Annotated in this window: 15 protein-coding genes and 1 other RNA gene; 6 read left to right on the plus strand and 10 right to left on the minus strand. The window is 60.4% G+C overall.

What is annotated here, in order from left to right:
- Positions 1-62: 62 nt before the first annotated feature.
- The 7 genes from QZR30_RS16380 to QZR30_RS16410 form a co-directional block, all read right to left on the minus strand.
- Positions 63-2024 carry a hypothetical protein gene (locus tag QZR30_RS16380; RefSeq protein ID WP_046071686.1) on the minus strand — a complete coding sequence of 654 codons (1962 nt, stop codon included), beginning with the start codon at positions 2022-2024 and terminating at the stop codon, positions 63-65.
- A 159-nt stretch (positions 2025-2183) separates the two neighbouring features.
- Positions 2184-2280, minus strand: an RNA gene (gene ffs, locus QZR30_RS16385) — signal recognition particle sRNA small type.
- A gap of 160 nt (positions 2281-2440) precedes the next feature.
- Positions 2441-3607 (minus strand): zinc-binding metallopeptidase family protein, encoded by a 1167-nt coding sequence (locus QZR30_RS16390; protein ID WP_059397805.1) that lies wholly within the window; start codon positions 3605-3607, stop codon positions 2441-2443.
- Positions 3608-3806: 199 nt separating this feature from the next.
- A complete protein-coding gene (ligA, locus tag QZR30_RS16395) occupies positions 3807-6173 on the minus strand; it encodes an NAD-dependent DNA ligase LigA (RefSeq protein ID WP_046071684.1) in 2367 nt (788 codons plus the stop codon).
- Between the two features lie 87 nt (positions 6174-6260).
- Positions 6261-7124, minus strand: coding sequence for a cell division protein ZipA (gene zipA / locus QZR30_RS16400; RefSeq protein WP_046071683.1), 864 nt, complete (start codon positions 7122-7124; stop codon positions 6261-6263).
- Positions 7125-7382: 258 nt separating this feature from the next.
- Complete coding sequence (smc, locus tag QZR30_RS16405; RefSeq protein ID WP_046071682.1) at positions 7383-10871, minus strand: chromosome segregation protein SMC; 3489 nt, start codon at positions 10869-10871, stop codon at positions 7383-7385.
- 2 nt (positions 10872-10873) lie between these two features.
- A complete protein-coding gene (locus QZR30_RS16410) occupies positions 10874-11533 on the minus strand; it encodes a GntR family transcriptional regulator (RefSeq protein ID WP_046071681.1) in 660 nt (219 codons plus the stop codon).
- 280 nt (positions 11534-11813) lie between these two features.
- Here QZR30_RS16410 and xdhA point away from each other — a divergent pair, with 280 nt between their 5' ends.
- From xdhA to guaD, 4 genes are all read left to right on the plus strand, one after another.
- Positions 11814-13262 (plus strand): xanthine dehydrogenase small subunit, encoded by a 1449-nt coding sequence (gene xdhA / locus QZR30_RS16415; RefSeq protein ID WP_311903686.1) that lies wholly within the window; start codon positions 11814-11816, stop codon positions 13260-13262.
- The gene (gene xdhB / locus QZR30_RS16420) at positions 13255-15654 is read left to right on the plus strand and encodes a xanthine dehydrogenase molybdopterin binding subunit (protein ID WP_311903687.1); all 2400 of its coding nucleotides are present in this window, start codon (positions 13255-13257) and stop codon (positions 15652-15654) included. Before xdhA ends, xdhB begins: the two co-directional genes overlap by 8 nt.
- A 123-nt stretch (positions 15655-15777) precedes the next feature.
- Complete coding sequence (xdhC, locus tag QZR30_RS16425) at positions 15778-16617, plus strand: xanthine dehydrogenase accessory protein XdhC (RefSeq protein WP_056845645.1); 840 nt, start codon at positions 15778-15780, stop codon at positions 16615-16617.
- Positions 16618-16629: 12 nt separating this feature from the next.
- Positions 16630-17934: a guanine deaminase gene (gene guaD / locus QZR30_RS16430; protein ID WP_311903688.1), complete on the plus strand. Its 1305-nt coding sequence runs from the start codon at positions 16630-16632 to the stop codon at positions 17932-17934.
- 139 nt (positions 17935-18073) lie between these two features.
- Here the strand turns inward: guaD and QZR30_RS16435 are convergent, their stop codons facing one another.
- Complete coding sequence (locus QZR30_RS16435) at positions 18074-18838, minus strand: GntR family transcriptional regulator (protein ID WP_046071676.1); 765 nt, start codon at positions 18836-18838, stop codon at positions 18074-18076.
- Positions 18839-19180: 342 nt separating this feature from the next.
- Here QZR30_RS16435 and QZR30_RS16440 point away from each other — a divergent pair, with 342 nt between their 5' ends.
- On the plus strand, positions 19181-20371 hold the full coding sequence (locus QZR30_RS16440) for a benzoate/H(+) symporter BenE family transporter (protein WP_043047064.1): 1191 nt from the start codon (positions 19181-19183) through the stop codon (positions 20369-20371).
- A 37-nt stretch (positions 20372-20408) separates the two neighbouring features.
- Here QZR30_RS16440 and QZR30_RS16445 read toward each other — a convergent pair whose 3' ends face one another.
- Positions 20409-20753, minus strand: a complete 345-nt coding sequence (locus QZR30_RS16445; protein ID WP_003193255.1) for a YggL family protein — start codon at positions 20751-20753, stop codon at positions 20409-20411.
- A 234-nt stretch (positions 20754-20987) separates the two neighbouring features.
- Between QZR30_RS16445 and dacB the strand changes: the two genes are divergently transcribed.
- Positions 20988-22448 carry a D-alanyl-D-alanine carboxypeptidase/D-alanyl-D-alanine endopeptidase gene (gene dacB, locus QZR30_RS16450; RefSeq protein WP_046071674.1) on the plus strand — a complete coding sequence of 487 codons (1461 nt, stop codon included), beginning with the start codon at positions 20988-20990 and terminating at the stop codon, positions 22446-22448.
- 70 nt (positions 22449-22518) lie between these two features.
- Here dacB and QZR30_RS16455 read toward each other — a convergent pair whose 3' ends face one another.
- Positions 22519-24945 carry a sensor domain-containing diguanylate cyclase gene (locus tag QZR30_RS16455; RefSeq protein WP_056845686.1) on the minus strand — a complete coding sequence of 809 codons (2427 nt, stop codon included), beginning with the start codon at positions 24943-24945 and terminating at the stop codon, positions 22519-22521.
- Positions 24946-25127 lie beyond the last annotated feature (182 nt).

Genomic DNA, 25127 nt, shown 5'->3' on the forward strand with positions numbered 1-25127 from the left:
AGGCGGTATGCGAATTGTCCAGAGGGCGTTTTGAAAGTTGTGAAATGGCTCGGTTAAATCCGTCAGTAACCGTGCAACTCTCGGGTTTTCTGATACTTGTGATAGTCGATCCATTCAACCACATCGTAGGGCAGATACAATTGCTGAGTCGCTCGGGAAATCGCGATATACACCGCACACAGTCGCTGGTCGAACGCATAGGCGTCTTGGAACTTCACATTGGTCAACAACTCGGGGGTAAGCAGCACCCGTTCGAACTCCAGCCCGCCCGCATCTTGCGCCAGCATCAGCAGGCAGCGCTCGTGCGGATGGCCGCTTAGCCGGTTCAAACGTGTAACGTCAGCCAGGTTAAAGCCTTTTTCCAACTCGGCCTCAACCCAAAGAAACGCCTCATCGAACTGACATGCCTCGCGCACTTGCTGCCAATCGGCCATATCGCTGAAAAAAGGATGAGGGCCACTGTCATTGAACTCGTTGCTATAGAAATCTGGCTTGAACAACGCGATGACCGTGTCCATGAAATACTTGAGTGACTGCTGCGCCTCTTTACTCGCCAGGCCGAATGCACAACGGGCGTCACTTAGTTGCATGGCCCACTTCATGGTGTCCCAATAGGACGCGGTCAGCACCACGCAACCTTGCGGCGGCACGAAACCCTGCGGATAAAACTCAATACCGACGTCGGCGTCCCGCGCGCCCTCAAAGAGCACTTTGCTTTTATCCGAATGCTGGCTGATCAAAGGGTTGACCAGGCGCTCGACGTTGCGTCCGGAACGCACGGAGTAGCAAATGTCCGTGTGGCGAACCTCACGGGCACGTTTGACCACCCCACCACTGGCCTGCTGGTACTCGTCGCCCAGGGTGACCAGCACCTGGCGGCCGCGCTCGATCATCTGCAGCAGCGGCGCCGGAATGTCCTGGCTCTCGTCGATGAGCACGTGGGTATAGCGCTCGGGCACCACACAGCCGGCAAGGCTGGCGCGCTTGATCATCAACAAGGCTTCAAATCCGGTCTGGCTGCCCCAGGCCGGATTCGCCTCAAGGTAGCTCCACAACCGGCTGGCGTATTCGAGCAGTGCCCGCGAGTCGACGACGGACAGCGGCTGCTTGAAATGCGGCAAATGCTTCGCCGACAGGCTGTATTCCCAGGAGCGGCAGTAGGCTTCCAGCACTTTGAGACAGACATCCACCACCGCTTGCCCCTCCAAACGCCGGAAACCGAAGATATTCAGCTCCTGGGCCAGTGCCTGCTTGCTCAGCGCCCTTGCTTGGGTATCCAGTGGTTTGGGCCTTGGGCCATGCAACAAGGTATGCGCAAAGGCGTAGAAGGTCTGGCCGGCCTTTCGCTCGCGTACGCCCACCATGCGCGCGCGCAGGGTTTCCAGTTTTGCCGGGGTACGCGCCAGCAACAAGGTTTTTTCCGGACGCAGGTGCTCCATCAAGGCCACCAGCAGATGACTCTTACCGATGCCCGCGTAGCCTTGGACATGCAGGTCTTCGTTCAAGTTGGCGCGGAAGGTCCTGACCAGCTTGTCTTGCTCGGCGCTCAACCAGCGTTCGCGGTGCCGAGGCGTGACCATCTGTTTGCTGAACGGGTCATTTGCCTTGAGGTGGCGCACTTTATATTCGACGTCCCACTTGCCGCTGGGCAGCAGGTAGTCTCGCGCCTGTACCTCCTCCGCCAGCAGAAAGCGCAGCTTGAGGCTTTTGACCACATTAAGACCGAAGTACAGCTTCCTTTGGTCGAACAGCCGCTGTGCTTCCGACAACAGAGACACGCTCGTCGAATGGCTGGCCTCTACCGCCCAGTCAATGAGCTTGGCCAAGACTTTTTCAGCGCCACTGGCGCTCAGGTCGCTTTCCGGCACCTGCGCCAGATTCTGGATAACCAGCACGGCCGCCAGCTCCGGCTCACTCAGGGCGACGAGCGCCCCTGCACCGTCGCCAGCCAACAAACCCGCACAGGTTTCATCGGTGATCGGCAAGAACACAGGGCTGGATAAATCAAAATGTTCCGAGTGCATATAGCCTCGTAGCCAGGGGAAAGAGACGCTTGGGAGTATGCCACTGGTCGAGAGATGACCGTCATGCGCTGTGCAACCGGCGTCACAGATGACTGGCAGGGCAGCAAATATGAATTGGAATCGAAGAAGGGACCGCAGGAGGGAGCGTTATGGAGGCAACCCCACCAGCCACACCCCGGCACACAATGTTCCCGCTGTGGCTGCTGCCTTCCGGCTCTGACCAGGTTCACGGGTAATCGTTGCGGGGGGACCGATGGGGTCACCATAACGACGCTGGCCTCTCGGCAAGCCGCGCCATTGTACCGTTCTCATCGGAAGTTACAACCGTAAAAAATGAGAAGCTTCAAGTACTTGCCATGGCGTTCAACAATTGCGCTATCCAATGTGGGGGCTTGCCCCCTCCCCACAGGGGTTAATCATTGTGCATGCAGGACCGCATCGGCCCTGCCGCCCTCTTCCTGGATGACCAGGTGAATAAAGTGCAACTTGGCAATCACCGCCGACGGCAGCACGAAGGGGTAGAAATCCGGCTGGCCCATGGCACGGGACAGTTCGTTGAGCATGCCGGCCAGTTCGATCCAGGCGTTGACGAACGAGAGGAATGCCGGGCCGCCTGGGTGTTCTGGATCGTACAGCGTCGTCAGGGCAAACGGCTGGTAATCCAGGTCCATCTCGCGGGCGCTCATACCAAAGCCCAGGGCAGTGTCCACCGCATCCATCATGTGCAGGTAGTGGGCCCAGGTTTCGGCCCAGTCTTCCCATGGATGCATGGTGGCATAGGCACTGACGCAGTTTTGTTGCCAGTCAGGGCGCGGGCCGTTCTGGTAGTGCTGGTCGAGGGCGTCGGCGTAACTGGCGCGCTCGTCGCCGAACAAGGCTCGGAACGGTTCAAGCCAGTGGCTGTCGGCGATCAGGCGATCCCAATAGTAGTGGCCGACTTCATGGCGAAAATGGCCAAGCAAGGTGCGGTACGGCTCGTGCATCTGTACGCGGACTTTTTCGCGGTGGGCATCGTCGGCTTCCTTGATGTCCAGGGTGATCAGGCCGTTGGCATGACCAGTGGTGGGCGCGTTGCCTTGCAGGTCGATGCCGATGAAGTCGAAGGCCAGGCCAGTGTTTTCGTCGACACTCTTGGGCACCACTTGCAGGCCCAGGCTAATCAGCTGTGCCACCAACCGGCGCTTGGCGGTTTCGACCTTGCGCCAGCGTTCGGGGTTTTGCGCAATCGACAGGTCGGGAATGGTGCGGTTCAGGCTGCAGGCCAAGCACAGCGTCGCGGTACTGTGGGCCGGGACCAGCCAGTTGCAGGCGGCCGGGGTGTCAAGGTTGGCGCAGCGTCGAAAAGCACCGGCGTCGAGATGATCGTCCGCCAGCCAAGTGCCAACCACAGGGCCAGGTTGCAGGGAGGACAGGCGGCTTTGCTGCGGCAGGTAACCCAACACCGCCTGGCAGGCCAGGCACTGGCTGTTGCGGAAGAACAGCGACTGGCCGCAGCGGCATTGCCACACCTTGCTGTTGCGCGAGGATTGGGCCATGAACGGCGCGGCGATGCGCGAACTGAGTTGCTCGAAGTAGCGAAACATCGCGGGTTCTCCCTGGGGTGACAGAGACTAGATCATTTCTCGCTCGGGATCGTTCAACACGCAAGGGATGACACCACTGCTCTTTGTAGGAGCGAGCTTGCTCGCGAAGATCGTTAACGATAACGCGGGGGGCCTGATTCACAGCGGGGCACTCCGGTTCTTCGCGAGCAAGCTCGTTCCTACAGGGGGCAAAAGCGTTTCAGACGCTGATGTTGTGCCCGGCCAGGAAGGCCACGAAAGCTTCTTCGTCCAGCACTTTGATGCCCAGCTCACTGGCCTTGGCCAATTTCGATCCAGCGCCCGGCCCGGCCACCACGCAGTGGGTTTTCGCCGAGACGGAACCGGCCACCTTGGCGCCTAGGCTTTCGAGCTTGTCCTTGGCCACATCGCGGCTCATCAGCTCCAGGGAGCCGGTGAGTACCCAGGTGTGCCCGGCTTCCGGCAAGCCTTCGACCACCTTCTTCTCGCTCTGCCAGTGCATGCCGAAGTCCTTGAGCTGTTGCTCGATGGCCAGGGCACGATGGGCGTTGTCGGCATTATCGAAAAAGTCGCGCACGGCCTTGGCCTGCTTCTCGGGCAGCGCCTGGCGCATGTCGAGCCAGTCGGCCTTGATTACGCCTTCAAGCGTGCCGAACTTGTCCGCGAGTTTCTGCGCGGCGCCCGGCCCTACGGAAGGCACGTGCAGCTTGTCGAGCAAGCCGCCCAAGGTGGTGCTGGCAGCGAATTCGGCGCTCAGGTCGCCCTGGTCCTGCAATTGCAGGCCGCATTCGTCCGCTGCCAACAGCGCACCGATCACTTCCTGGTTGTGGTCGTCTTCAAAGAAACTATGGATCTCATGGGCCACTTCCAACCCCACATCCGGCAAGTACGTCAGCACTTCCGGCAAAGCCTTCTGCACACGCTCCAGCGAAGCCAGGGAGCGCGCCAGCACCTTGGCGGTCTCCTCGCCCACATCGGGAATGCCGAGGGCATAGATAAAGCGCGCCAGGGTTGGCGCCTTGCTGTTTTCGATGGCGCTGATCAGCTTCTTGCTGGAGATGTCGGCGAAGCCTTCCAAGTCAATGATCTGTTCATACTTGAGCTTGTAGAGATCCGCCGGCGAGCCGATGAGTTTTTCATCCACCAGTTGCTCGATAGTCTTGTCACCCAGGCCGTCGATATCCATGGCACGACGCGAGACGAAATGGATGATCGCCTGCTTGAGCTGCGCGCCACAGGCCAGACGCCCGACACAACGGTACACCGCGCCTTCACTGACGGTTTCCTTGCCCTTGCTGCGCTTGACCAACTGCGTGCGCTCGACATGGGAACCGCACACCGGGCAACTCTCGGGGATCTGCACCGCACGGGCGTGTTCCGGGCGACGCTCGGTGACTACCGAGACCACTTGCGGGATCACATCACCGGCGCGGCGGATGATCACCGTGTCACCGATCATCAGTCCCAGGCGCGCCACTTCGTCCATGTTGTGCAAGGTAGCGTTGGCCACGGTCACACCGGCCACCTTGACCGGTTTCAAGCGCGCCACTGGAGTCACGGCGCCGGTACGGCCGACCTGGAATTCCACGTCGAGCAACTCGGTCAACTCTTCCATCGCCGGGAATTTATGCGCGATGGCCCAGCGCGGTTCACGGGCGCGGAAGCCCAGCTCACGCTGGGCGGCGATGCTGTTGACCTTGAACACCACCCCGTCGATCTCATAGCCCAGCGCATTACGCCGCTCGCCAATATCGCGGTAGTAGTCCAGGCATTCCTGGATGCCCTTGGCCAGCTTCAGCTCGTGGCTGATCGGCATGCCCCACTTCTGCAACTGCTTGAGGTTACCAATATGGGTGTCACTGATATCTGCGGTCACCTGGCCGATGCCATAGCAGCAGAATTCCAGTGGACGGCTGGCGGTGATCTTCGAATCCAGCTGGCGCAGGCTGCCGGCCGCAGCATTGCGCGGGTTGGCGAAGGTCTTGCCGCCGACTTCCAGTTGCGAGGCGTTCAGGCGCTCGAAACCGGCCTTGGACATAAACACTTCGCCACGCACTTCCAGGGTGGCCGGCCAGCCGCTGCCGTGCAGCTTCAAAGGAATATTGCGCACGGTGCGCACATTGACGCTGATGTCTTCCCCCGTGGTGCCATCGCCACGGGTAGCACCGCGCACCAGTTCGCCATCCTGGTACAGCAGGCTGACCGCCAGGCCATCCAGCTTCGGCTCGCAGCTGTACTCCACCGCCGCGCCAGCGCCGAACAGATCGCCCACCGGCAGGTCGAGGCCCTCGGTGACCCGGCGATCAAATTCGAGCATGGTGGCTTCATCGAAGGCGTTGCCCAGGCTGAGCATCGGGATCTCGTGCTTGACCTGGGTGAACGCCGACAGCGCCGCACTGCCGACCCGCTGCGTCGGAGAATCGCGCGTCACCAGTTCCGGGTGCTCGGCTTCCAGGGCCTTGAGCTCGTGGAACAGGCGGTCGTACTCAGCGTCCGGAATGCTCGGCTCGTCGAGCACATGGTAGCGATAGTTGTGCTGATCCAGTTCAGCGCGCAGTTCGAGAATGCGGGTAAGGGCGGCGGTCATGGGTGTTCTCTCATAAAGCAAAAGAGCAGCCGAAGCTGCTCAATATGTTAGTGCATGGATTCTACAGACAACGCTTATGATCGAACCTCAGCGTTTCTGTGTCAGGGCGCGACGCTCGAACTCGACGATGCGCTGACGGTAGTGTTCGATGGTCTGGGCGGTCAGGACGCTGCGTTGGTCGTCCTTGAGCTCGCCGTTGAGTTCCTGGGACAGCTTGCGGGCCGCCGCCACCATCACGTCGAACGCTTGTTTCGGGTGACGCGGGCCCGGCAGGCCGAGGAAGAAACTCACCGCCGGGGTGCTGAACAGGTCGATATCGTCCAGATCGAAGGTGCCCGGCTTGACCGCGTTGGCCATGGAGAACAGCACTTCGCCATTGCCGGCCATGCTTTCGTGGCGGTGGAAAATATCCATTTCACCAAAACGCAGGCCGCTTTCAAGGATGTTCTGCAACAGTGCCGGGCCTTTGAAACCACCGGCATCGCGGCAGATCACGCTGATGACCAGCACTTCTTCGGCAGCCGGCTGATCGTTTACCGATTGGCGCGCTGCGCTCTTGGTCGGGGTCTCGTCGGGGAAATCGTTGTCACGGCTGCTGAAGCTCGGGCCATCATCGACGTCGAGGTTCAGGTCGCCCTGGTGCGGTTCGGCTACCGCTGCACTGCCACGCTTGCCGCGCTTGGACGACGGCTCGCGAGCTTCACGCACCGGCGCGCTCATCGACGGCAAGTCGTGCTCGTCCAGTTGCGGCTCTTTATGGGTATCCAGCACACGGGGCGGCCCCAGCAGCTCGGCGCTGCCGTCGTCGTCGGGCAGGTTGGACAGGTTTCGGTCCAAGCGGAACTTGAGCTTACCCTTGCCACCGCGCATACGGCGCCAGCCATCAAAAAGAATACCGGCAATGACAATAATGCCGATGACGATCAGCCACTCGCGCAGACCGATTTCCATGTAATCCCGTGCCTCTATAAAAAATGCTGAAAAATAAGGGGTTTAGCACCGTGCAAACCGCTTTAAAACGTGGCGCCAACTCTATGTTCTGGCTGACGTTTTGCCCACGCACACGAAAAATTGACATTAAACTAGCACGACCAAAGACAACTTTACACCGTCTGTCAAAATGCCTTGAACAAATATGTCCATTTGCCACTTTCGTTAGACCGGTAAACCGCCCTACATCGTGCTGAAAATTCTCTCTGCTGGCGTGGCTCAGGATTCCACCATCGCCATCGCTTCTTCCACATCCACCGCGACCAATCGCGAACAACCCGGCTCGTGCATCGTGACCCCCATCAACTGATCGGCCATTTCCATGGCGATCTTGTTGTGAGTGATATAGATGAACTGCACGGTCTGGGACATCTCTTTGACCAACCGAGCGTAGCGTCCCACGTTAGCGTCATCCAGCGGTGCGTCAACTTCGTCGAGCATGCAGAACGGCGCCGGGTTCAACTTGAAGATGGCAAATACCAGGGCCAATGCGGTCAGGGCCTTTTCGCCGCCGGACAACAAATGGATGGTGCTGTTCTTCTTGCCCGGAGGCCGCGCCATGATCGTTACCCCTGTATCGAGTAGATCTTCGCCCGTCAGTTCCAAGTAAGCGCTGCCACCACCGAAAACTTTTGGGAATAACGCCTGTAAACCGCCATTAATCTGATCAAAGGTATCTTTGAAGCGGTTGCGGGTTTCCTTGTCGATCTTGCGGATCACGTTTTCCAGGGTATCCAGCGCTTCCACCAGATCGGCGTCCTGGGCATCCAGATAACGTTTGCGCTCGGACTGCTGCTGGTACTCATCAATGGCCGCGAGGTTGATCGCGCCCAGGCGTTGAATGCGTGCGGCAATCCGTTCAAGTTCTTCTTCGGCGTCTTTCTCGTTGGCCTGAGCGGTCAGGGTGTTGAGCACGCCGTGCAGGTCATAGCCGTCTTCAAGCAACTGGTCTTGCAAGGTCTTGCGTCGCACAGTCAAGGCTTGCCATTCCATGCGTTGCTGTTCGAGCTGGCCGCGGATCAACTGGGATTGCTGCTCGGCCATAGTGCGGCGTTTTTCAGCATCGCGCAGTTCGCGGTCGGCATCCTCGAGGGCGATCTGCGCGGTCTTGAGTTCTTCGTCGACGGTCATGCGCTTATCGAGCAACTCTTCGAGCTTGAGGCGCAGCTCTTCCAGTGGCGCCTCGCCCTCCTCCAGGTTCAGGCTCAGTTGCTCGCGTTTTTCGGTCAGGCGTTCGGACTGCATCTCCAGGCGCTCGAGGGCCTGACGCGTGGAGTCGTGCTGGGCGCGCAACGAGCCGAGGCGCACCGCTAGCTGGTGGGCATGATCCTTGTGCTGGCGCGCTTCCTGGCGCACGCGGTCGAGGCGTTCGCGCAGGCTGTCGCGCTGGGCCAGCAGCAACTCGCGCTGCTCGGTGTCCAGGGCCATGCTGTCGAGGGCTTCCTGCAATTGCAGGCGTGCTTCGCCGATCTGCTCGTGTTCCAGGGCGCGCTGCTCGCCCATTTCGGCCACTTCTTCATCGAGGCGGGTGCGGCGCAGGGTCAGTTGTTCGACCTTGGCCTTGCTCGCCGACAGTTGGGCTTTCAATTCGCCCTGCTGGCGCGCTTCGTCCTGCAACAGCCGGCGCAGGTGTTCGCGACCGGTCTCCTGCTGGCGCTGGGTGGCGCGCAGGGTTTGCAGTTCGGTTTCCAGGCTTTCGAGGGTGGCTTCACGCTCTTCACGCTCGGCGGTCAAATTGACGATTTCCTGGCCACGGGCCAATACGCCGCTTTCGGCTTCACTGGCACGCCGTACCCGCAGGAAGTGGCGCCCGACCCAATAGCCATCACGGCTGATCAGGCTCTCACCGGCCCCCAGTTGAACACGCTGGGCCAAGGCCTGCTCAAGCGACTCCACCGGCTTGACCTGGCCCAGCCACGGCGACAAGTCAATCGCCGCTTCAACCTTGTCCAGCAGACTGCCCGGCACCCGCGTGCCATCGGCGGCGGGGCTGAGCAGGCGCAAGTCGCCCTGGGCAAAGCCGGCCAGGTCGAAGCCGCCAAAATCGTCCACCAGCACGGCTTGCAAATCGGCGCCCAAAACGGTTTCCACCGCCAGCTCCCAACCGGCTTCTACCTTCAAGCCTTCGGCCAGGCGCGGGCGCTCGGCCAAATGCTGGTCGCGCAGCCATTCGGCGGTACCGGTGCCAGGGTCCAACGCCGCTTGCTGGAGCGCTTCAAGGGATGCCAGGCGACCATTGAGACGCTGCAAATCCCCCTGGGCCTGCTGCTGCGCCTGGGTTGCCGTGTGCAATTGCTGACGCAGTTGCTCCAAGCGCTCCACTTGCTGTTCTTCGCTGGCCTCCAGCTCCTCGAGGGTCATTTCGCTTTCGGCCAGTTGCTCGCTCAACTGCATGATCGCCGCGTCTTCCGGGTCGGCGGCGAGCAATACGCGCTCTTCCTGCAAACGGCGCTGGCGCTCGGCCAGGCGTTCCATGCTGGTTTCCAGCTGCTGGATGCGTGACTGCTGCACCTCAGCCTGGCGGCGTGGCTCGGCGGAACGCAGGTTGAAGGTGTCCCACTGTTCCTGCCAGGCGTGCATGGTGGTTTCGGCTTCTTCCAAGGCGGCAGCGGCTTCTTCGGCGGCAGCGTTGGTGATTTCCTGCTCGGGGGTGAGCATGTCCAGCTCTTCGCCGAGGGTCAGCAGCAAGGTGCGGTCATGGCCCAGATGCGATTCGGTTTCCAGGCGCGCGCGTTCGGCTTCCTTCAGGTCATCCTGCAACTGGCGCAGGCGCTGCTGACCGTGCTGAATGCTCTGCTCGACCCGGGCGATATCGCCGCCCACTGAATAGAAACGGCCCTGCACCAGATTGAAGCGTTCGGAGAGTTCATGGTGGCCGTCACGCAAGCGTTCGATGCTGGCATCGGCATTACGCTGCTCGGCCACCAGCGCTTCAAAGCTGATTTCCTGGGTGCCAATGATCGCTTCGCGCTGGCCCACCTGATCATTCAATGCTTGCCAGCGCAGGGCCGAGAGTTGCGCCTTGAGCTGGCGTTCTTCGCCCTTGTATTCCTGATACTTCTCGGCGGCCTGGGCCTGGCGGTGCAGGCGCTCCAACTGGCGCTCCAGCTCTTCGCGCAGGTCGGTCAGGCGGGCGAGGTTTTCATGGGTGCGGCGGATGCGATTTTCGGTCTCGCGACGACGCTCCTTGTACTTGGAGATACCCGCCGCTTCTTCGATAAAGTTACGCAGGTCTTCGGGCTTGGCTTCGATCAGCTTGGAGATCATGCCCTGTTCGATGATCGAATAACTGCGCGGGCCAAGCCCGGTGCCGAGGAAGATGTCGGTGATGTCGCGACGACGGCACTTGGTGCCATTGAGGAAGTAGCTGTTCTGGCTGTCGCGGGTGACTTTGCGGCGAATCGAGATTTCCGCATAGGCCGCGTACTCACCGACCAGAGTGCCGTCGGAGTTATCGAACACCAGCTCGATGCTGGCCTGGCTCACCGGCTTGCGGCTGGTAGAGCCATTGAAGATGACGTCGGTCATCGACTCGCCGCGCAGGTTTTTTGCCGAGCTCTCGCCCATCACCCAGCGTACGGCGTCGATGATATTCGACTTGCCGCAGCCATTGGGGCCCACCACTGCCGCCATGTTGCTGGGGAAGTTCACCGTGGTGGGGTCGACGAAGGATTTGAACCCCGCCAACTTGATGCACTTGAGCCGCACGTCTAGGCGTCCGCCAACGCAGCGATCACCAGCGAGCTGCTGCGCTGGCAGTAAGCCGACAGCACCAGGCGAATTTGCACCAGGTCACGGGCCAGTACGGCGGCCAGTAATTGCTCGAACAACGCCAGGTATTCGCTCATGGACGCCTTGCGTTGGTCCAGGGCCAGGTAATAAGCGCGGTTCATCGCCGGTTGCAGGTTCTCGACGGTTTCCTGCAGATACGGATTGTTGGCGAAGGGGTAGGCGGCGCGCATCACATTGAAGCTTTCTTCGACGAAGGCGCGGATATCCTCACGCTCGTAACTGGCTTGCAGGCGTTGCTGGATCTGCAGGAACGGCGCCATGTCGGCCTGGGTCTGCCAGCCTTCGGCTACCGCATTGCCGAGCAGGATGTACATCTCGCCCATCAAGGTGCACAGGCTCTGCACCTTGTGCGCGGTGAGCTCGGTGACATGGGCACCCCGACGCGGCAGGATCGCGATCAGGTGGCGGCGCTCGAGGATCAGCAAGGCTTCACGCACGGAACCACGGCTGACGTTGAGCGCCAGCGTGACCTTCTGTTCCTGGATCCGCTCCCCAGGCTTGAGATCGCCGCGAATGATACGTTCGGCGAGGTGGTGAGCAATTTGCTCGGCGAGACTGTCCGGCGCCTTGAACGTCATGTTTTCCCTTCAAAATCTTCTATCGGTACAAGCGCGGCAGTGTAGCGCATTGGCCCGCTGATGGCGCTACGCCCACCGTGGCGAATTTGGCATGAAATAAGCAACGATGAAAGCCTGTACGCCGCCCAAAACGCTGGTTCCAGAAGACTGGACCATAATTGAAAGTGTTGCGATCGCATTTTCTTGACCCTTAAGTCAGAAAACCATTGACCGAAAAGTCAGACATGACTAGATTCGGCGCAAAGCGGTTAACAACAATAATGAGTCTGCGAGGCCTTCCGTGATCCAGTTTTTACTTAACCAGGAACTCCGTAGCGAGCACGCCCTGGACCCCAACCTGACAGTGCTCAATTATCTGCGTGAGCATGTGGGCAAGCCCGGTACCAAGGAAGGCTGCGCCAGTGGCGACTGCGGTGCGTGCACCGTGGTGGTCGGCGAATTGCACACCAACGATCAGGGTGCCGAGCAGATTCGTTATCGCAGCCTCAACTCCTGCCTGACCTTTGTCTCGTCGTTGCACGGCAAGCAACTGATCAGCGTCGAAGATCTCAAGCACCAGGGCCAGCTGCACAGCGTGCAACAGGCCATGGTCGAGTGCCACGGCTCGCAGTGCGGCTTTTGCACCCCGGGTTTCGTGATGTCGCTGTTTGCCCTGCAAAAGAACAGCGATGCCCCCGACAGCCACAAAGCCCATGAAGCCCTGGCCGGCAACCTATGTCGCTGCACCGGTTATCGCCCGATCCTCGCCGCCGCCGAACAAGCCTGCTGCAACAAGCCCCAGGACCAGTTTGACAGTCGCCAGGCCGACACTATCGCCCGTCTCAAAAGCATCGCACCGACCCAGACCGGCGAACTCAACAGTGGCGACAAACGCTGCCTGGTGCCGCTGACCGTCGCCGACCTGGCGGACCTCTACGATGCCTACCCCCAAGCCCGCCTGCTGGCCGGAGGTACCGACCTGGCACTGGAAGTCACCCAGTTCCATCGCACCCTGCCGGTGATGATCTACGTTGGCAATATTGAAGAAATGAAGCGCATCGAGGACTTCGACGACCGCCTGGAAATCGGCGCGGCCACTGCCCTCTCAGACTGCTACGCCGCGCTGCACCACGAATACCCGGACTTTGGCGAACTGTTGCACCGCTTCGCTTCCCTGCAGATCCGCAACCAGGGCACCCTGGGCGGCAATATCGGCAACGCCTCGCCGATTGGTGATTCGCCACCGCTGCTGATTGCCCTGGGTGCGCAGATCGTCCTGTGCAAAGGCAACACCCGTCGCACCCTGGCACTGGAAGACTATTTCATCGATTACCGCGTCACCGCCCGCCAGGACAGCGAGTTCATCGAGAAGATCATCGTGCCCAAGTGCCATGCACTGTTTCGTGCCTATAAGGTGTCCAAGCGCCTGGACGATGATATTTCCGCAGTCTGCGCCGCCTTCAACTTGAAGATCGACAATGGGGTAATCAGCGAAGCCCGTGTTGCCTTCGGCGGCATGGCCGCCACGCCAAAACGCGCAAAAAGCTGCGAGGCCGTGTTGGTGGGCGCTACCTGGAATAGCGCCACCGTGGAAAAAGCCTGCGTCGCCCTGGCCGAAGATTTCACGCCGCTGTCGGACTTCCGCGCCAGCAAGGAATACCGCCTGCTCAGCGCGCAGAACCTGCTGCGCAAATACTTCATCGAGCTGCAAACGCCGCACATCGAGACTCGGGTGACCGCATATGTCTAACCATCACGCCGTCGTAAAAACCCAGGCCGAACTTGCCGAGCTGTTTGCCCGGGACTTGACCTCCGGGGTCGGCCGCAGCGTCAAGCATGACAGCGCCGCCAAGCACGTCAGCGGCGAAGCGCAGTACATCGATGACCGCCTGGAATTTCCCAACCAGTTGCACCTGTATGCGCGCCTGTCCGACCGCGCCCACGCCCGCATCCTCAGCATCGACACTGCGCCCTGCTACGCCTTTGACGGCGTGCGCATCGTCATCACCCACGTAGATATACCGGGCCTGAAAGACATCGGCCCATTGATGCCCGGCGACCCGTTGCTGGCCATCGACACCGTGCAGTTCGTAGGTCAAGTGGTGCTGGCCGTGGCGGCCCGCGACCTGGAGACTGCGCGCAAGGCGGCGATGGCGGCAGTGATTGAATATGAAGACCTGGAGCCGGTGCTGGATATAGTCGAGGCCTTTCGCAACAAGCATTTCGTGCTCGACAGCCACACCCACCAACGCGGCGATTCGGCCGCGGCGCTGGCGAGCGCCAAGCACCGTATCCAGGGCACCCTGCATATCGGCGGCCAGGAACACTTCTACCTGGAAACCCAGATCTCCTCGGTGATGCCCACCGAAGACGGCGGCATGATCGTCTACTGTTCCACGCAAAACCCTACCGAAGTGCAGAAGCTGGTGGCCGAAGTACTCGACGTGTCGATGAACAAGATCGTGGTCGACATGCGCCGCATGGGCGGCGGTTTTGGCGGCAAGGAAACCCAGGCCGCCAGCCCGGCCTGCCTGTGCGCGGTGGTGGCGCGCCTCACTGGCCAGCCGACCAAGATGCGCTTGCCTCGGGTCGAAGACATGCTGATGACCGGCAAGCGCCACCCTTTCTATATCGAATACGACGTGGGCTTCGACGAAAGCGGTCGCCTGCACGGCATCAACCTGGAACTGGCGGGTAACTGCGGCTGCTCGCCGGACCTGTCCAACTCGATTGTCGACCGCGCCATGTTCCACGCCGACAACTCGTATTACCTGGGCGATGCCACGGTCAATGGCCATCGTTGCAAGACCAACACCGCGTCCAACACCGCCTACCGCGGCTTCGGCGGCCCCCAGGGCATGGTCGCGATCGAGGAGGTGATGGACGCCATCGCGCGTCACCTGGCGCTGGACCCATTGGCAGTACGCAAGGCCAATTACTACGGCAAGACCGAGCGCAACGTCACCCATTATTACCAGACCGTCGAGCACAACATGCTCGAAGAGATGACCGCCGAGCTTGAAGCCAGCAGCCAATACGCCGAGCGCCGTGAAGCGATCCGCCTGTACAACGCCCACAGCCCGATCCTGAAAAAGGGCCTGGCGCTGACCCCGGTGAAATTCGGTATTTCCTTTACCGCCAGCTTCCTTAACCAGGCTGGTGCGTTGATCCACATCTACACCGACGGCAGCATCCACCTGAACCACGGCGGCACCGAGATGGGCCAGGGCTTGAATACCAAGGTTGCCCAGGTGGTGGCTGAAGTGTTCCAGGTGGACATCGACCGCGTACAGATCACTGCCACCAACACCGACAAGGTGCCCAACACCTCGCCCACTGCCGCCTCCAGCGGTGCGGACCTTAACGGCAAGGCCGCGCAGAATGCCGCCGAGACCATCAAGCAGCGCCTGGTGGAGTTCGCCGCGCGCAAGTACGACGTCAGCGAAGCGGACGTGCAGTTCCGCAACGGCCATGTGCGTGTTCGCGAACAAATCCTGACGTTCGAAACGTTGATCCAGCAGGCGTATTTCGCCCAGGTCTCGCTGTCGAGCACCGGCTTCTACAAGACCCCGAAAATCTTCTACGACCGTAGCCAGGCGCGTGGTCGGCCGTTCTACTACTTCGCCTTCGGCGCCGCCTGCTGCGAAGTGATCGTCGACACCCTGACCGGCGAATACAAGATGCTGCGCACCGACATCCTCCACGACGTGGGCGCCTCGCTGAACCCGGCCATCGACATCGGCCAGGTCGAAGGCGGCTTTATCCAGGGCATGGGCTGGCTGACCATGGAAGAGCTGGTGTGGAACGACAAGGGCAAGCTCATGACCAACGGCCCGGCCAGCTACAAGATCCCCGCCGTAGCGGACATGCCGCTTGACCTGCGAGTCAAGCTGGTGGAAAACCGCAAGAACCCGGAAGACACGGTGTTCCATTCCAAGGCCGTGGGTGAGCCGCCGTTCATGCTCGGGATTGCTTCGTGGTGTGCGATCAAGGACGCGGTGGCGAGCTTGGCTGACTATCGCCAGCAGCCCAAGATCGATGCGCCGGCGACGCCGGAGCGGGTGTTGTGGGGGTGTGAGCAGATGCGGCAGGTTCAGGCGGTGAAGGCCATTGAGGCTGAAACTGAGATGGCTTCGCTCTAGACCGCGGCGCTGCCATCGGGAGCAAGCCCCCTCCCACATTTGAAGGTATTCACAGAGCAAATGTGGGAGGGGGGGCTTGCTCCCGATGACGACCGAACTGACAACAGTAATGTTGAGGTGAACATGAACAACTGGATCAGCGCCCTCGCCACCCTGCAAGACCAGGGCGAACCCTGCGTCCTGGTAACCATCATCGAAGAGCTCGGCTCCACGCCGCGCAATGCCGGCTCCAAGATGGTAATCAGCGCCGCCCATACGTTCGACACCATCGGCGGTGGGCACCTGGAATACAAGGCGATGCAGATCGCCCGCGACATGCTCGCCCGCGGCCAGCAGAACACCCATCTGGAGCGCTTCAGCCTCGGTGCCAGCCTCGGACAGTGCTGCGGTGGCGTGACCGTGCTGCTGTTCGAACCCATGGGCCAGGTGCAGGCGCAGATCGCGGTGTTTGGCGCCGGCCATGTGGGGCGTGCGCTGGTGCCGTTGCTGGCGAGCCTGCCGTGCCGGGTGCGCTGGATCGACTCCCGCGATCAGGAATTCCCAGAGAATGTCCCCCAAGGCGTGCGTAAAATCGTCAGCGAAGAGCCGGTCGATGAAATTGCAGACCTGCCAGCGGGTAGTTATTGCATCGTCATGACCCACAATCACACGCTGGACCTGGAACTGACCGCCGCCCTGCTCAAGCGCAATGACTTCGCCTACTTCGGCCTGATCGGTTCGAAGACCAAGCGCGTGAAATTCGAACACCGCCTGCGTGACCGCGGCTTCGACACCGCGCAGTTGCAACGCATGCGCTGCCCCATGGGCCTCACCGAGGTAAAGGGCAAGTTGCCCGTGGAGATCGCCATTTCCATCGCCGGCGAAATCATCGCCACCTATAACGCCAATTTCGGCCAGCACACTGCCGGCGCCGAACCCATTGCCAAATTGCTGCCGGCTTCGCGCCGCAGCCAAGCTATCTAAATTGAGATAACCATGCCTTTGACTCGCAAAGCCTACCGTGCCGCCATCCTGCACAGCATCGACGACCCTGCCGTCGTTGGCATCGAAGCCTCCTACGAGTATTTCGAAGATGGCCTGCTGGTGATCGATAACGGTCAGATCAGCGCGCTCGGTCACGCCAGCGATCTGCTGCCGAGCCTGCCTGCCGATATCGACATCACCCACTACCAGGACGCGCTGATCACCCCCGGCCTGATCGACACCCATATCCACCTGCCGCAGACCGGCATGGTCGGTGCCTATGGCGAACAGTTGCTGGACTGGCTCAACACCTACACCTTCCCGTGTGAAAGCCAGTTCGCCGACAAGGCCCACGCCGAGGAAGTCGCGGATATCTTCATCAAGGAACTGCTGCGCAACGGCACCACCACCGCGCTGGTGTTCGGCAGCGTGCACCCGCAATCGGTGAATGCATTCTTTGAAGCGGCCGAGAAGCTCGACCTGCGCATGATCGCCGGCAAGGTGATGATGGACCGCAATGCGCCGGACTATCTGACTGACACGCCCGAATCCGGCTATCAGGAAAGCAAGGCGCTGATCGAGCGCTGGCACGGCAAAGGCCGCCTGCATTACGCGGTGACGCCACGCTTTGCCCCCACCAGCACACCAGAGCAATTGACGCTGGCCGGGAAACTGCTGGGGGAATACCCGGACCTGTACATGCAGACCCACATCAGTGAGAACAAGCAGGAAGTCGAGTGGGTGAAGGAACTGTTCCCGGAGCGTAGCGGCTACCTGGATGTGTACGACCATTACAAACTGCTGGGCGAGCGCTCGGTATTTGCCCATGGCGTGCACCTGTGTGATGACGAGTGCGCACGCTTGGCAAAGGCCGGCTCGGCAGTCGCATTCTGCCCGACGTCGAATCTCTTTCTCGGCAGTGGTTTGTTCAACCTGCCGATGGCGGAGAAACACAAACTCAACGTGGGCCTGGGCACCGACGTGGGTGGCGGTACCAGCTTCTCGCTCCTGCAAACATTGAATGAAGCCTACAAGGTCATGCAGTTGCACGGGGCACGGTTGAGCCCGTTCAAATCGCTGTACCTGGCGACCCTGGGCGGTGCGCGGGCGTTGCGTCTGGAAGACAGGATCGGCACGTTGCAGCCTGGCACGGATGCGGACTTTTTGGTGCTGGACTACAACGCCACGCCGCTGCTGAGCTATCGCTTGAAACAGGCCAATAACATTGCCGAGACGCTGTTTGTATTGATGACGCTGGGGGATGATCGGACGGTGTTGCAGACCTATGCAGCCGGACAGTTGGTGCATCAACGCTGAACCCAGCCACAACACAAAACCAATGTGGGAGGGGGCTTGCTCCCGATAGCGGTGTGTCAGTCAGCCTATCTGCTACTGACACTCTGCTATCGGGAGCAAGCCCCCTCCCACATTTTTATCCCCCAGTGAATCAGGGAGATTACAGTTTTACCGACGAGCGCCCGGGCTTTTTGGTCTGCAATAAATGCGAGAACACCGCATGCAAGTCATCCGACGCGCTCTCTTCATCGAGGTTGAGCTTGCTGTCGATATGGTCCATGTGATGCATCATCAAGTTCACCGCCAGCACCGCATCGCGGGCTTCGATCGCGTCGATCAACTGGGTGTGTTCATCATACGAACAGTGCGAGCGGTTGCCGCTTTCGTACTGGGCGATGATCAATGAGGTCTGGGACACCAGGCTGCGCTGAAAGCTGATCAGCGGCGCGTTTTTTGCTGCCTCAGCCAATTTCAGGTGGAATTCGCCCGAAAGGCGGATACCCGCACCGCGATCGCCACGGGAAAAGCTGTCGCGCTCGTCGTTGACCATCTGGCGCAACTCGGCCAACTGCTCGGCGGTGGCGTGCTGCACCGCCAATTCAGTGATCGCCCGCTCCACCAGGCGCCGGGCCATGAACACCTGGCGCGCTTCTTCCACGCTTGGGCTGGCAACCACCGCGCCGCGATTGGGCCTCAGCAGCACCACACCCTCATGGGCCAGGCGCGACAGCGCACGGCGGATGATGGTGCGGCTCACGCCGAAGATCTCGCCCAGTGCCTCTTCACTCAATTTGGTTCCGGGCGCCAGGCGTTGTTCGAGGATCGCCTCGAAGATATGCGCGTAGACAATATCGTCCTGGGTTCCGCTGCGACCGGTCTTGCCGGCTCGCGGTTGTTTCTTGAGAGGTTGCAACTGTTCGTTCATGGGCACTCGGGTTTGGAGAACGGCGGCGAAATAACGGTAATACGGCAACGACGCTACGCTGGCAAGTATCACCTAAAAACAGGGCACATTGTACACAACCCGATGCGCCAACACACTGTACGGCTGTTTGCGGCCCCGGCTGTATTGCAATGACTCGTTACGTTTGAGTTTAGGCTTGATTCCACGATTTCCCATAAACGATATCGCACTGTAGGAGCGAGCTTGCTCGCGAAAACCCCGAGAGCGCAGCAATCCTCCAGAAACCGCGCGTCATCGTTGGCGTTTTTCGCGAGCAAGCTCGCTCCTACACTGTGCGTAGTCAGGTAAAAGGAATACCCCTCCATGACCGATGCCACCCAAGCGCCCTTGCGCCCGCTGGCCGACACTTCTGCGTCGGCCGTCGTCGCCGGCTTTATCGCCATGATGACCGGCTACACCAGCTCCCTGGTGCTGATGTTCCAGGCTGGCCAGGCCGCCGGCTTGACCACGGCGCAGATTTCCTCGTGGATCTGGGCGATTTCCATCGGCATGGCGGTGTGCAGCATTGGCCTGTCGTTGCGCTATCGCACGCCTATCACCATCGCCTGGTCCACACCGGGCGCCGCGCTGTTGATCACAAGCTTAGGCGGCGTGAGTTATGGCGAGGCCATTGGCGCCTACATCACCTGCGCGGTGCTGGTAACGATTTGCGGATTGACCGGCAGCTTTGAAAAGCTGGTCAAGCGGATCCCGGCGTCGCTGGCGGCGGCGCTGCTGGCGGGGATCCTGTTCAAGATCGGCAGCGAGATTTTTGTCGCCGCGCAGCATCGTACCGGACTGGTGCTGGGGATGTTTTTCACCTATCTGGTCATCAAGCGTCTGTCCCCGCGTTATGCCGTGCTCGCCGCGCTGCTGATTGGCACCGCGCTGTCTGGGCTGATGGGGCTGTTGGATTTCAGCGGCTTCCACCTGGAAGTGGCGACGCCGGTGTGGACCACGCCGCACTTCTCACTGGCGGCGACCATCAGCATCGGCATCCCGCTGTTCGTGGTGGCCATGACCTCGCAGAACATGCCCGGCGTTGCCGTGCTGCGGGCCGACGGCTACAACGTCCCAGCGTCGCCGCTGATCACCACCACTGGCCTGGCCTCGCTGGTGCTGGCTCCGTTCGGCTCCCACGGCATCAACCTGGCGGCCATCAGCGCGGCAATCTGCACCGGGCCCCATGCCCATGAAGACCGCAACAAGCGCTACACCGCAGCGGTGTGGTGCGGGGTGTTCTACGGGATTGCCGGAGTATTCGGCGCAACGCTGGCGGCACTGTTCGCGGCGCTGCCCAAGGAGTTGGTATTGTCGATTGCAGCCCTGGCGCTGTTTGGCTCGATCATCAATGGCCTGAGCATCGCCATGAATGAGCCGAAAGAGCGGGAAGCGGCGCTGATCACCTTTATGGTCACGGCGTCAGGCTTGACGTTGTTTTCCATCGGTTCGGCGTTCTGGGGGATTGTGGCGGGGGTGTTGACGTTGCTGATTCTGAATTGGCGCAAGGCATAAAAAAACGGCGACCCTCAGGTCGCCGTTTTATTTAGTATCACTTGGCCGCGTTGATCGGCTTTTCCGGATACCACACGTCCAACAGCGGGCTGACTTCAGCCTTGGTCAGCTCGGAACGGGTTTTCAGCCAGGCTTCAACAGCAGCGCGCTGCTCTTCGGAAACCGAGCCACGCTTCTGCAGGCAAACTAGACCGTAGTCGTCGCCGCCGACATAGCCCAGACCGTTGGCTTCCATGGCTTCTTTGATGAATGCTTCGAGGAAAGCGTCGATAGCTTCTTCACTCAGGCCTTCGTTGAAGTCCAGGTTCAGTTCGAAACCCAGCTCTTGAAATTCATCAACGCACAGTTTTTTGCGCAGACGCTGGGAACGGTTAGTCGCCATTGGAACAATCCTCATAAGTAATAACGGGCGGCACTTTAGCAGTTTAAGGCGGCAATTGCCCGACTCTCTGGGACGGGCGGGCAAAAGCCGACAAAAAACCACAATTAGCAGCTATCGTTGAGCTACAAGTGGTTCCAGCTTGGGGCATAATGCCGACACTTTCGTGACCATTGAGGGATTTTCTTTCATACCCCTCACCTTTTCACCCTCCTCAGCAGTAGGGTTTTACCTCTTATGATCAAATCTTTACGTTCAGTGTTATTCGCCGGTTTCCTCTTGCCACTGGCCTTCTGTGCCACTGCTGCTCCTATTAATACCACCCTGCCGCCCAGCGTTGCCCAGGCCCTGCAGAAAGCCAAGCTGCAAAACACCGCGCTGTCCCTGGTAATGCTGCCGCTGAACGGCCCCGGCACCCCCACTGTGTTCAATGCCGATGTTTCAGTGAACCCGGCCTCCACTATGAAGCTGGTCACCACCTACGCGGCTCTGGAAATGCTCGGCCCCAACCACCAGTGGAAGACCGAGTTCTACACCGACGGTACCCTCAGCGGCGGCGTGTTGCGCGGCAACCTGTACCTCAAGGGCGGTGGCGACCCCAAGCTGAACATGGAAAAACTCTGGTTGCTGATGCGCGACCTGCGCGCCAATGGCGTGCAGCAAGTCACTGGCGACCTGGTACTGGACCGCAACTTCTTCAATCAGCCGCAATTGCCTGAGTTCAATGACGACGGCAACGACGAAAACAAGCCGTTCCTGGTCAAGCCCGACGCCTTGCTGGTCAACCTCAAGGCCCTGCGCTTCGTGACCCGCAATGATTCTGGAAGGGTGATAGTGTCAGTCGAGCCGCCGATTGCCAGCATTCGCATCGACAACCAAGTGAAGGTCACCAACGCCAAGCAGTGCACCGGTGACGTGCGCTACAGCCCCGTGACTGCCGCCGACGGCAGTGTGACCGTGACTGTCAGCGGCCAACTGGCGGATGGCTGCAGCTCGCAGACCTACCTGTCACTGCTTGACCACGCCACCTACACCGCCGGTGCCGTGCGTGCAATCTGGAAGGAATTGGGCGGCACCATCCAGGGCCGTGATATCCAGGCGCCAGTGCCCAAGGATGCCAAGGTACTGGCCCGCGCGTTCTCGCCGGACCTGGCGGAAATCATCCGCGACATCAACAAGTACAGTAACAACACCATGGCCCAACAGTTGTTCCTGAGCCTGGGCGCGCAGTTTCGCAACGATGCCGATGGGGACGATGCCAAGGCCGCGCAACGCGTCGTGCGCCAGTGGCTGGCGAAGAAAGGCATTACCGCGCCGCACCTGGTGATGGAGAACGGCTCTGGCCTGTCCCGCGCCGAACGGGTCAGCGCCCGCGAGATGGCGGCCATGCTGCAAGCGGCCTGGAGAAGCCCCTATGCGGCGGAGTACATCAGCTCGATGCCAATCGCCGGCACCGATGGCACCATGCGTAAACGTTTGAAGACCACCGCCATGCGCGGCGAAGCCCATGTGAAGACCGGCACATTGAATACCGTGCGTGCCATCGCCGGGTTCAGCCGCGACAACAACGGCAACACCTGGGCGGTGGTGGCGATCCTCAATGACAACAAACCATGGGGTGCATCGTCGGTGCTGGACCAGGTGTTGCTGGACCTGTATCGCCAGCCGAAGGCGGTGGCGGCCGCGCCGGTTCTCTAAACCCTGTAGGAGCGAGCTTGCTCGCGAAAATCGTCAACGTTAACGCGTGTTTCCTGAGTAAACGCGGCGTCTACGGCTTTTTCGCGAGCAAGCTCGCTCCTACAGGCATTAGGGCTTGCCCACTCCCACACGCCTCGACCCGGTCCCTGCCCGCCTGCTTGGCCACATACACCGCCGAATCCGCACGCAGCAGCAACCCATCTATATCCTCATCGGCCCGCCAACTGGCCACGCCAAAGCTGGCGGTGACGATACCCACCGGTTCCATCGACGTATTGCGCAACGACTGCCACAACTGCGTCGCCAGGCTGTAAGCCTGGGCGCCATCGGTGCCGGGGCACAGCACCGCGAACTCTTCGCCGCCTACCCGGCAGAAGACATCGGTACGCCGCAAACGCTGGCCAATGCGCTTGCACAACTCCTGCAATACGCGGTCACCCATGGCGTGGCCGTGCTGGTCGTTGATCCGCTTGAAGTGATCGATATCGAGCATGATCAACGACAGAGTACCGGCGCTGCGGTTAAGGCGGAGCATCTCGACCTTGAGGCGATCCTGGAAATAACGGCGATTATAAATGCCCGTCAATGAATCGGTGATGGACAGCGCACGCAGTTCTTCCTCGACCCGCTTGAGATCGGAGATATCCGATACATAACCGTGCCAGAGCGTACCGCCTCCCGGTAATTCCTCCGGCGTCGCCTCGCCGCGAATCCAGCGCAGGCCTCGCTGCGGCAATTGCACGCGGTACTCTTCGCGCCAGTGGCTCAATTGCAGGGCCGACAAACGAATCGACGCCCGCACCCGCTCGGCGTCCAACGGGTGAATGCGCTCGAACACCGTGCGCGCATCCTGTTGCAATACGCCGAGTTCAATTTCATAGATATCGCGCATGCCTTGGCTGGCGTAGATGAAACGCCAGTTGTCCTGGGGTTCCAGGGTGAACTGGAAGATTCCGCCAGGCACGTGACTGCTGAGCTTTTTAAGCAAGCGGTCCCGCGCGGCAAGGGCTTCGTAGGCGCCCTTCTGCGCGGTGATGTCCAGGTAAATCGCCAAATGCCCGACCCATAGGCCGTAGTCGTCCAGCAGTACCGTTACCAGCATGTTGACGGTCAGCTGGCTGCCGTCCTTGCGTACCAACGTCCACTCCCGGGCTTCATGTTGGCTGTCAGGGCTCTCCACCAGCATCGCCTGGCTCGGCGGGATGCGCTTGCCCAACGCCGCGCTCAACGGCACAGCGCGTGCTTCAAGTTCCGAGGCCAGGTGCAGGCTTTCCAATTTCAGGCGGCCCAGCACCTCTTCGCTCTTGAACCCCAGCATGCGTTCGGCGCCAGCGTTGAAGGTGTTGATCACACCACGCAAGTCGGTAGCGATGATCGCCACTTGGGTCGCCGCGTTCAGCACACTGCGCAGCTGACCATGAGCCCCACGTAACTCCTGCTCTCGCAAGCGCAACTGCACGGTACGCTGCTCCACCAGTTTCAACGCGCGCTGGCGCTGGCTGACCAACACGTAGAGCAAGGCACTGAGCAAGGCACTGAGCAGCACGCCCATGGCCAGAACGGTGTTCATGGACGAGTGATTCGCCATGTCGAACACCTGGCTCGCACGCACGCTCAGGGCGTAGACATGGTCACCGAGGGCAAGACGGCGCGTAGACGACAGGTCACTGTTGCCCAGTGCATTGCTCGACGCATATAACTCCCGCTGCTGGCTGTCGGAAGTATCGACGATCTGCATCACCAGGTTGTCGCGGTTCGGTTTGGGTAAACCGTCGGTCACCAGCTGGCGCATGCTGATCACCGCCATGACAAAACCGTAGGGCTCGGTATCGCCAGCTTTGCTGACCGGCGCTACCAGCAATACTCCGGCTGCATAGGCAGGCTCGACGCCCACCAATTGCATGGGTTGTGACACCGCAGGCTTGCCGCTTTGTTGTGCACGTTCCAGGGCTGAGCGGCGCAAAGGCTGGGCCAGCAGGTCAAAACCCAAGGGGGCGCCCAGCAGGCTTTGCGTCTGGCTGTAGAGTACCGGGACGTATTCATCGCGCTCGGTGGCCGGCGCCAACTCGCCCAAGGCATTCAGTTCACGGATCGCAAAAGGTACGCCGCGCTGGCGTGAGATTTGTTGTTCAAACTGGCTGCGCTGCTCGCGAAATACCCGCGGCGCCCAGGAATAGGCACGGGCATGCAGCAGCAGCGGCTGGGCAAAACCGTCGAACTCGCTACGGGACACATCAGCGGAATTGGCGAAGAAACGCTGCAAGCTACCCAGGCGTTGTTCCTGATCTTCGAAACGTTCCTGGATACGAGTGAAGCGTTCATTGACCAACAATTGGAAACGCTGGTGCACCTGCTGCTGATACAGGTCGGCCGCCGCCCACGCGACAACCACCGTCAACGCGCTACCGACCGACAGTACGACCAACGCCACCAGCCAAGCCGACGCCTGCTCACTGATAAAACCAAGGATTTTCGGGCGACCGGCTTGCATCGGCATGGGCAACACTCGCAACGCCAGCGTGCGGGGGCGTCACTATGGCTAGGCTTTCAGTTATAGCCATTGGCCCAGGGTTTGACCAGCGTAAAAACTGCGGGCGCTTGATGTTGGAGAGGGTTTGCTCCCGATAGAGGTGTATCAGTCAATACATCGGGTGACTGACACTTTGCTATCGGGAGCAA

This window comes from Pseudomonas sp. rhizo25 (genome assembly GCF_031931935.1).
GTDB lineage: Bacteria > Pseudomonadota > Gammaproteobacteria > Pseudomonadales > Pseudomonadaceae > Aquipseudomonas > Aquipseudomonas synxantha.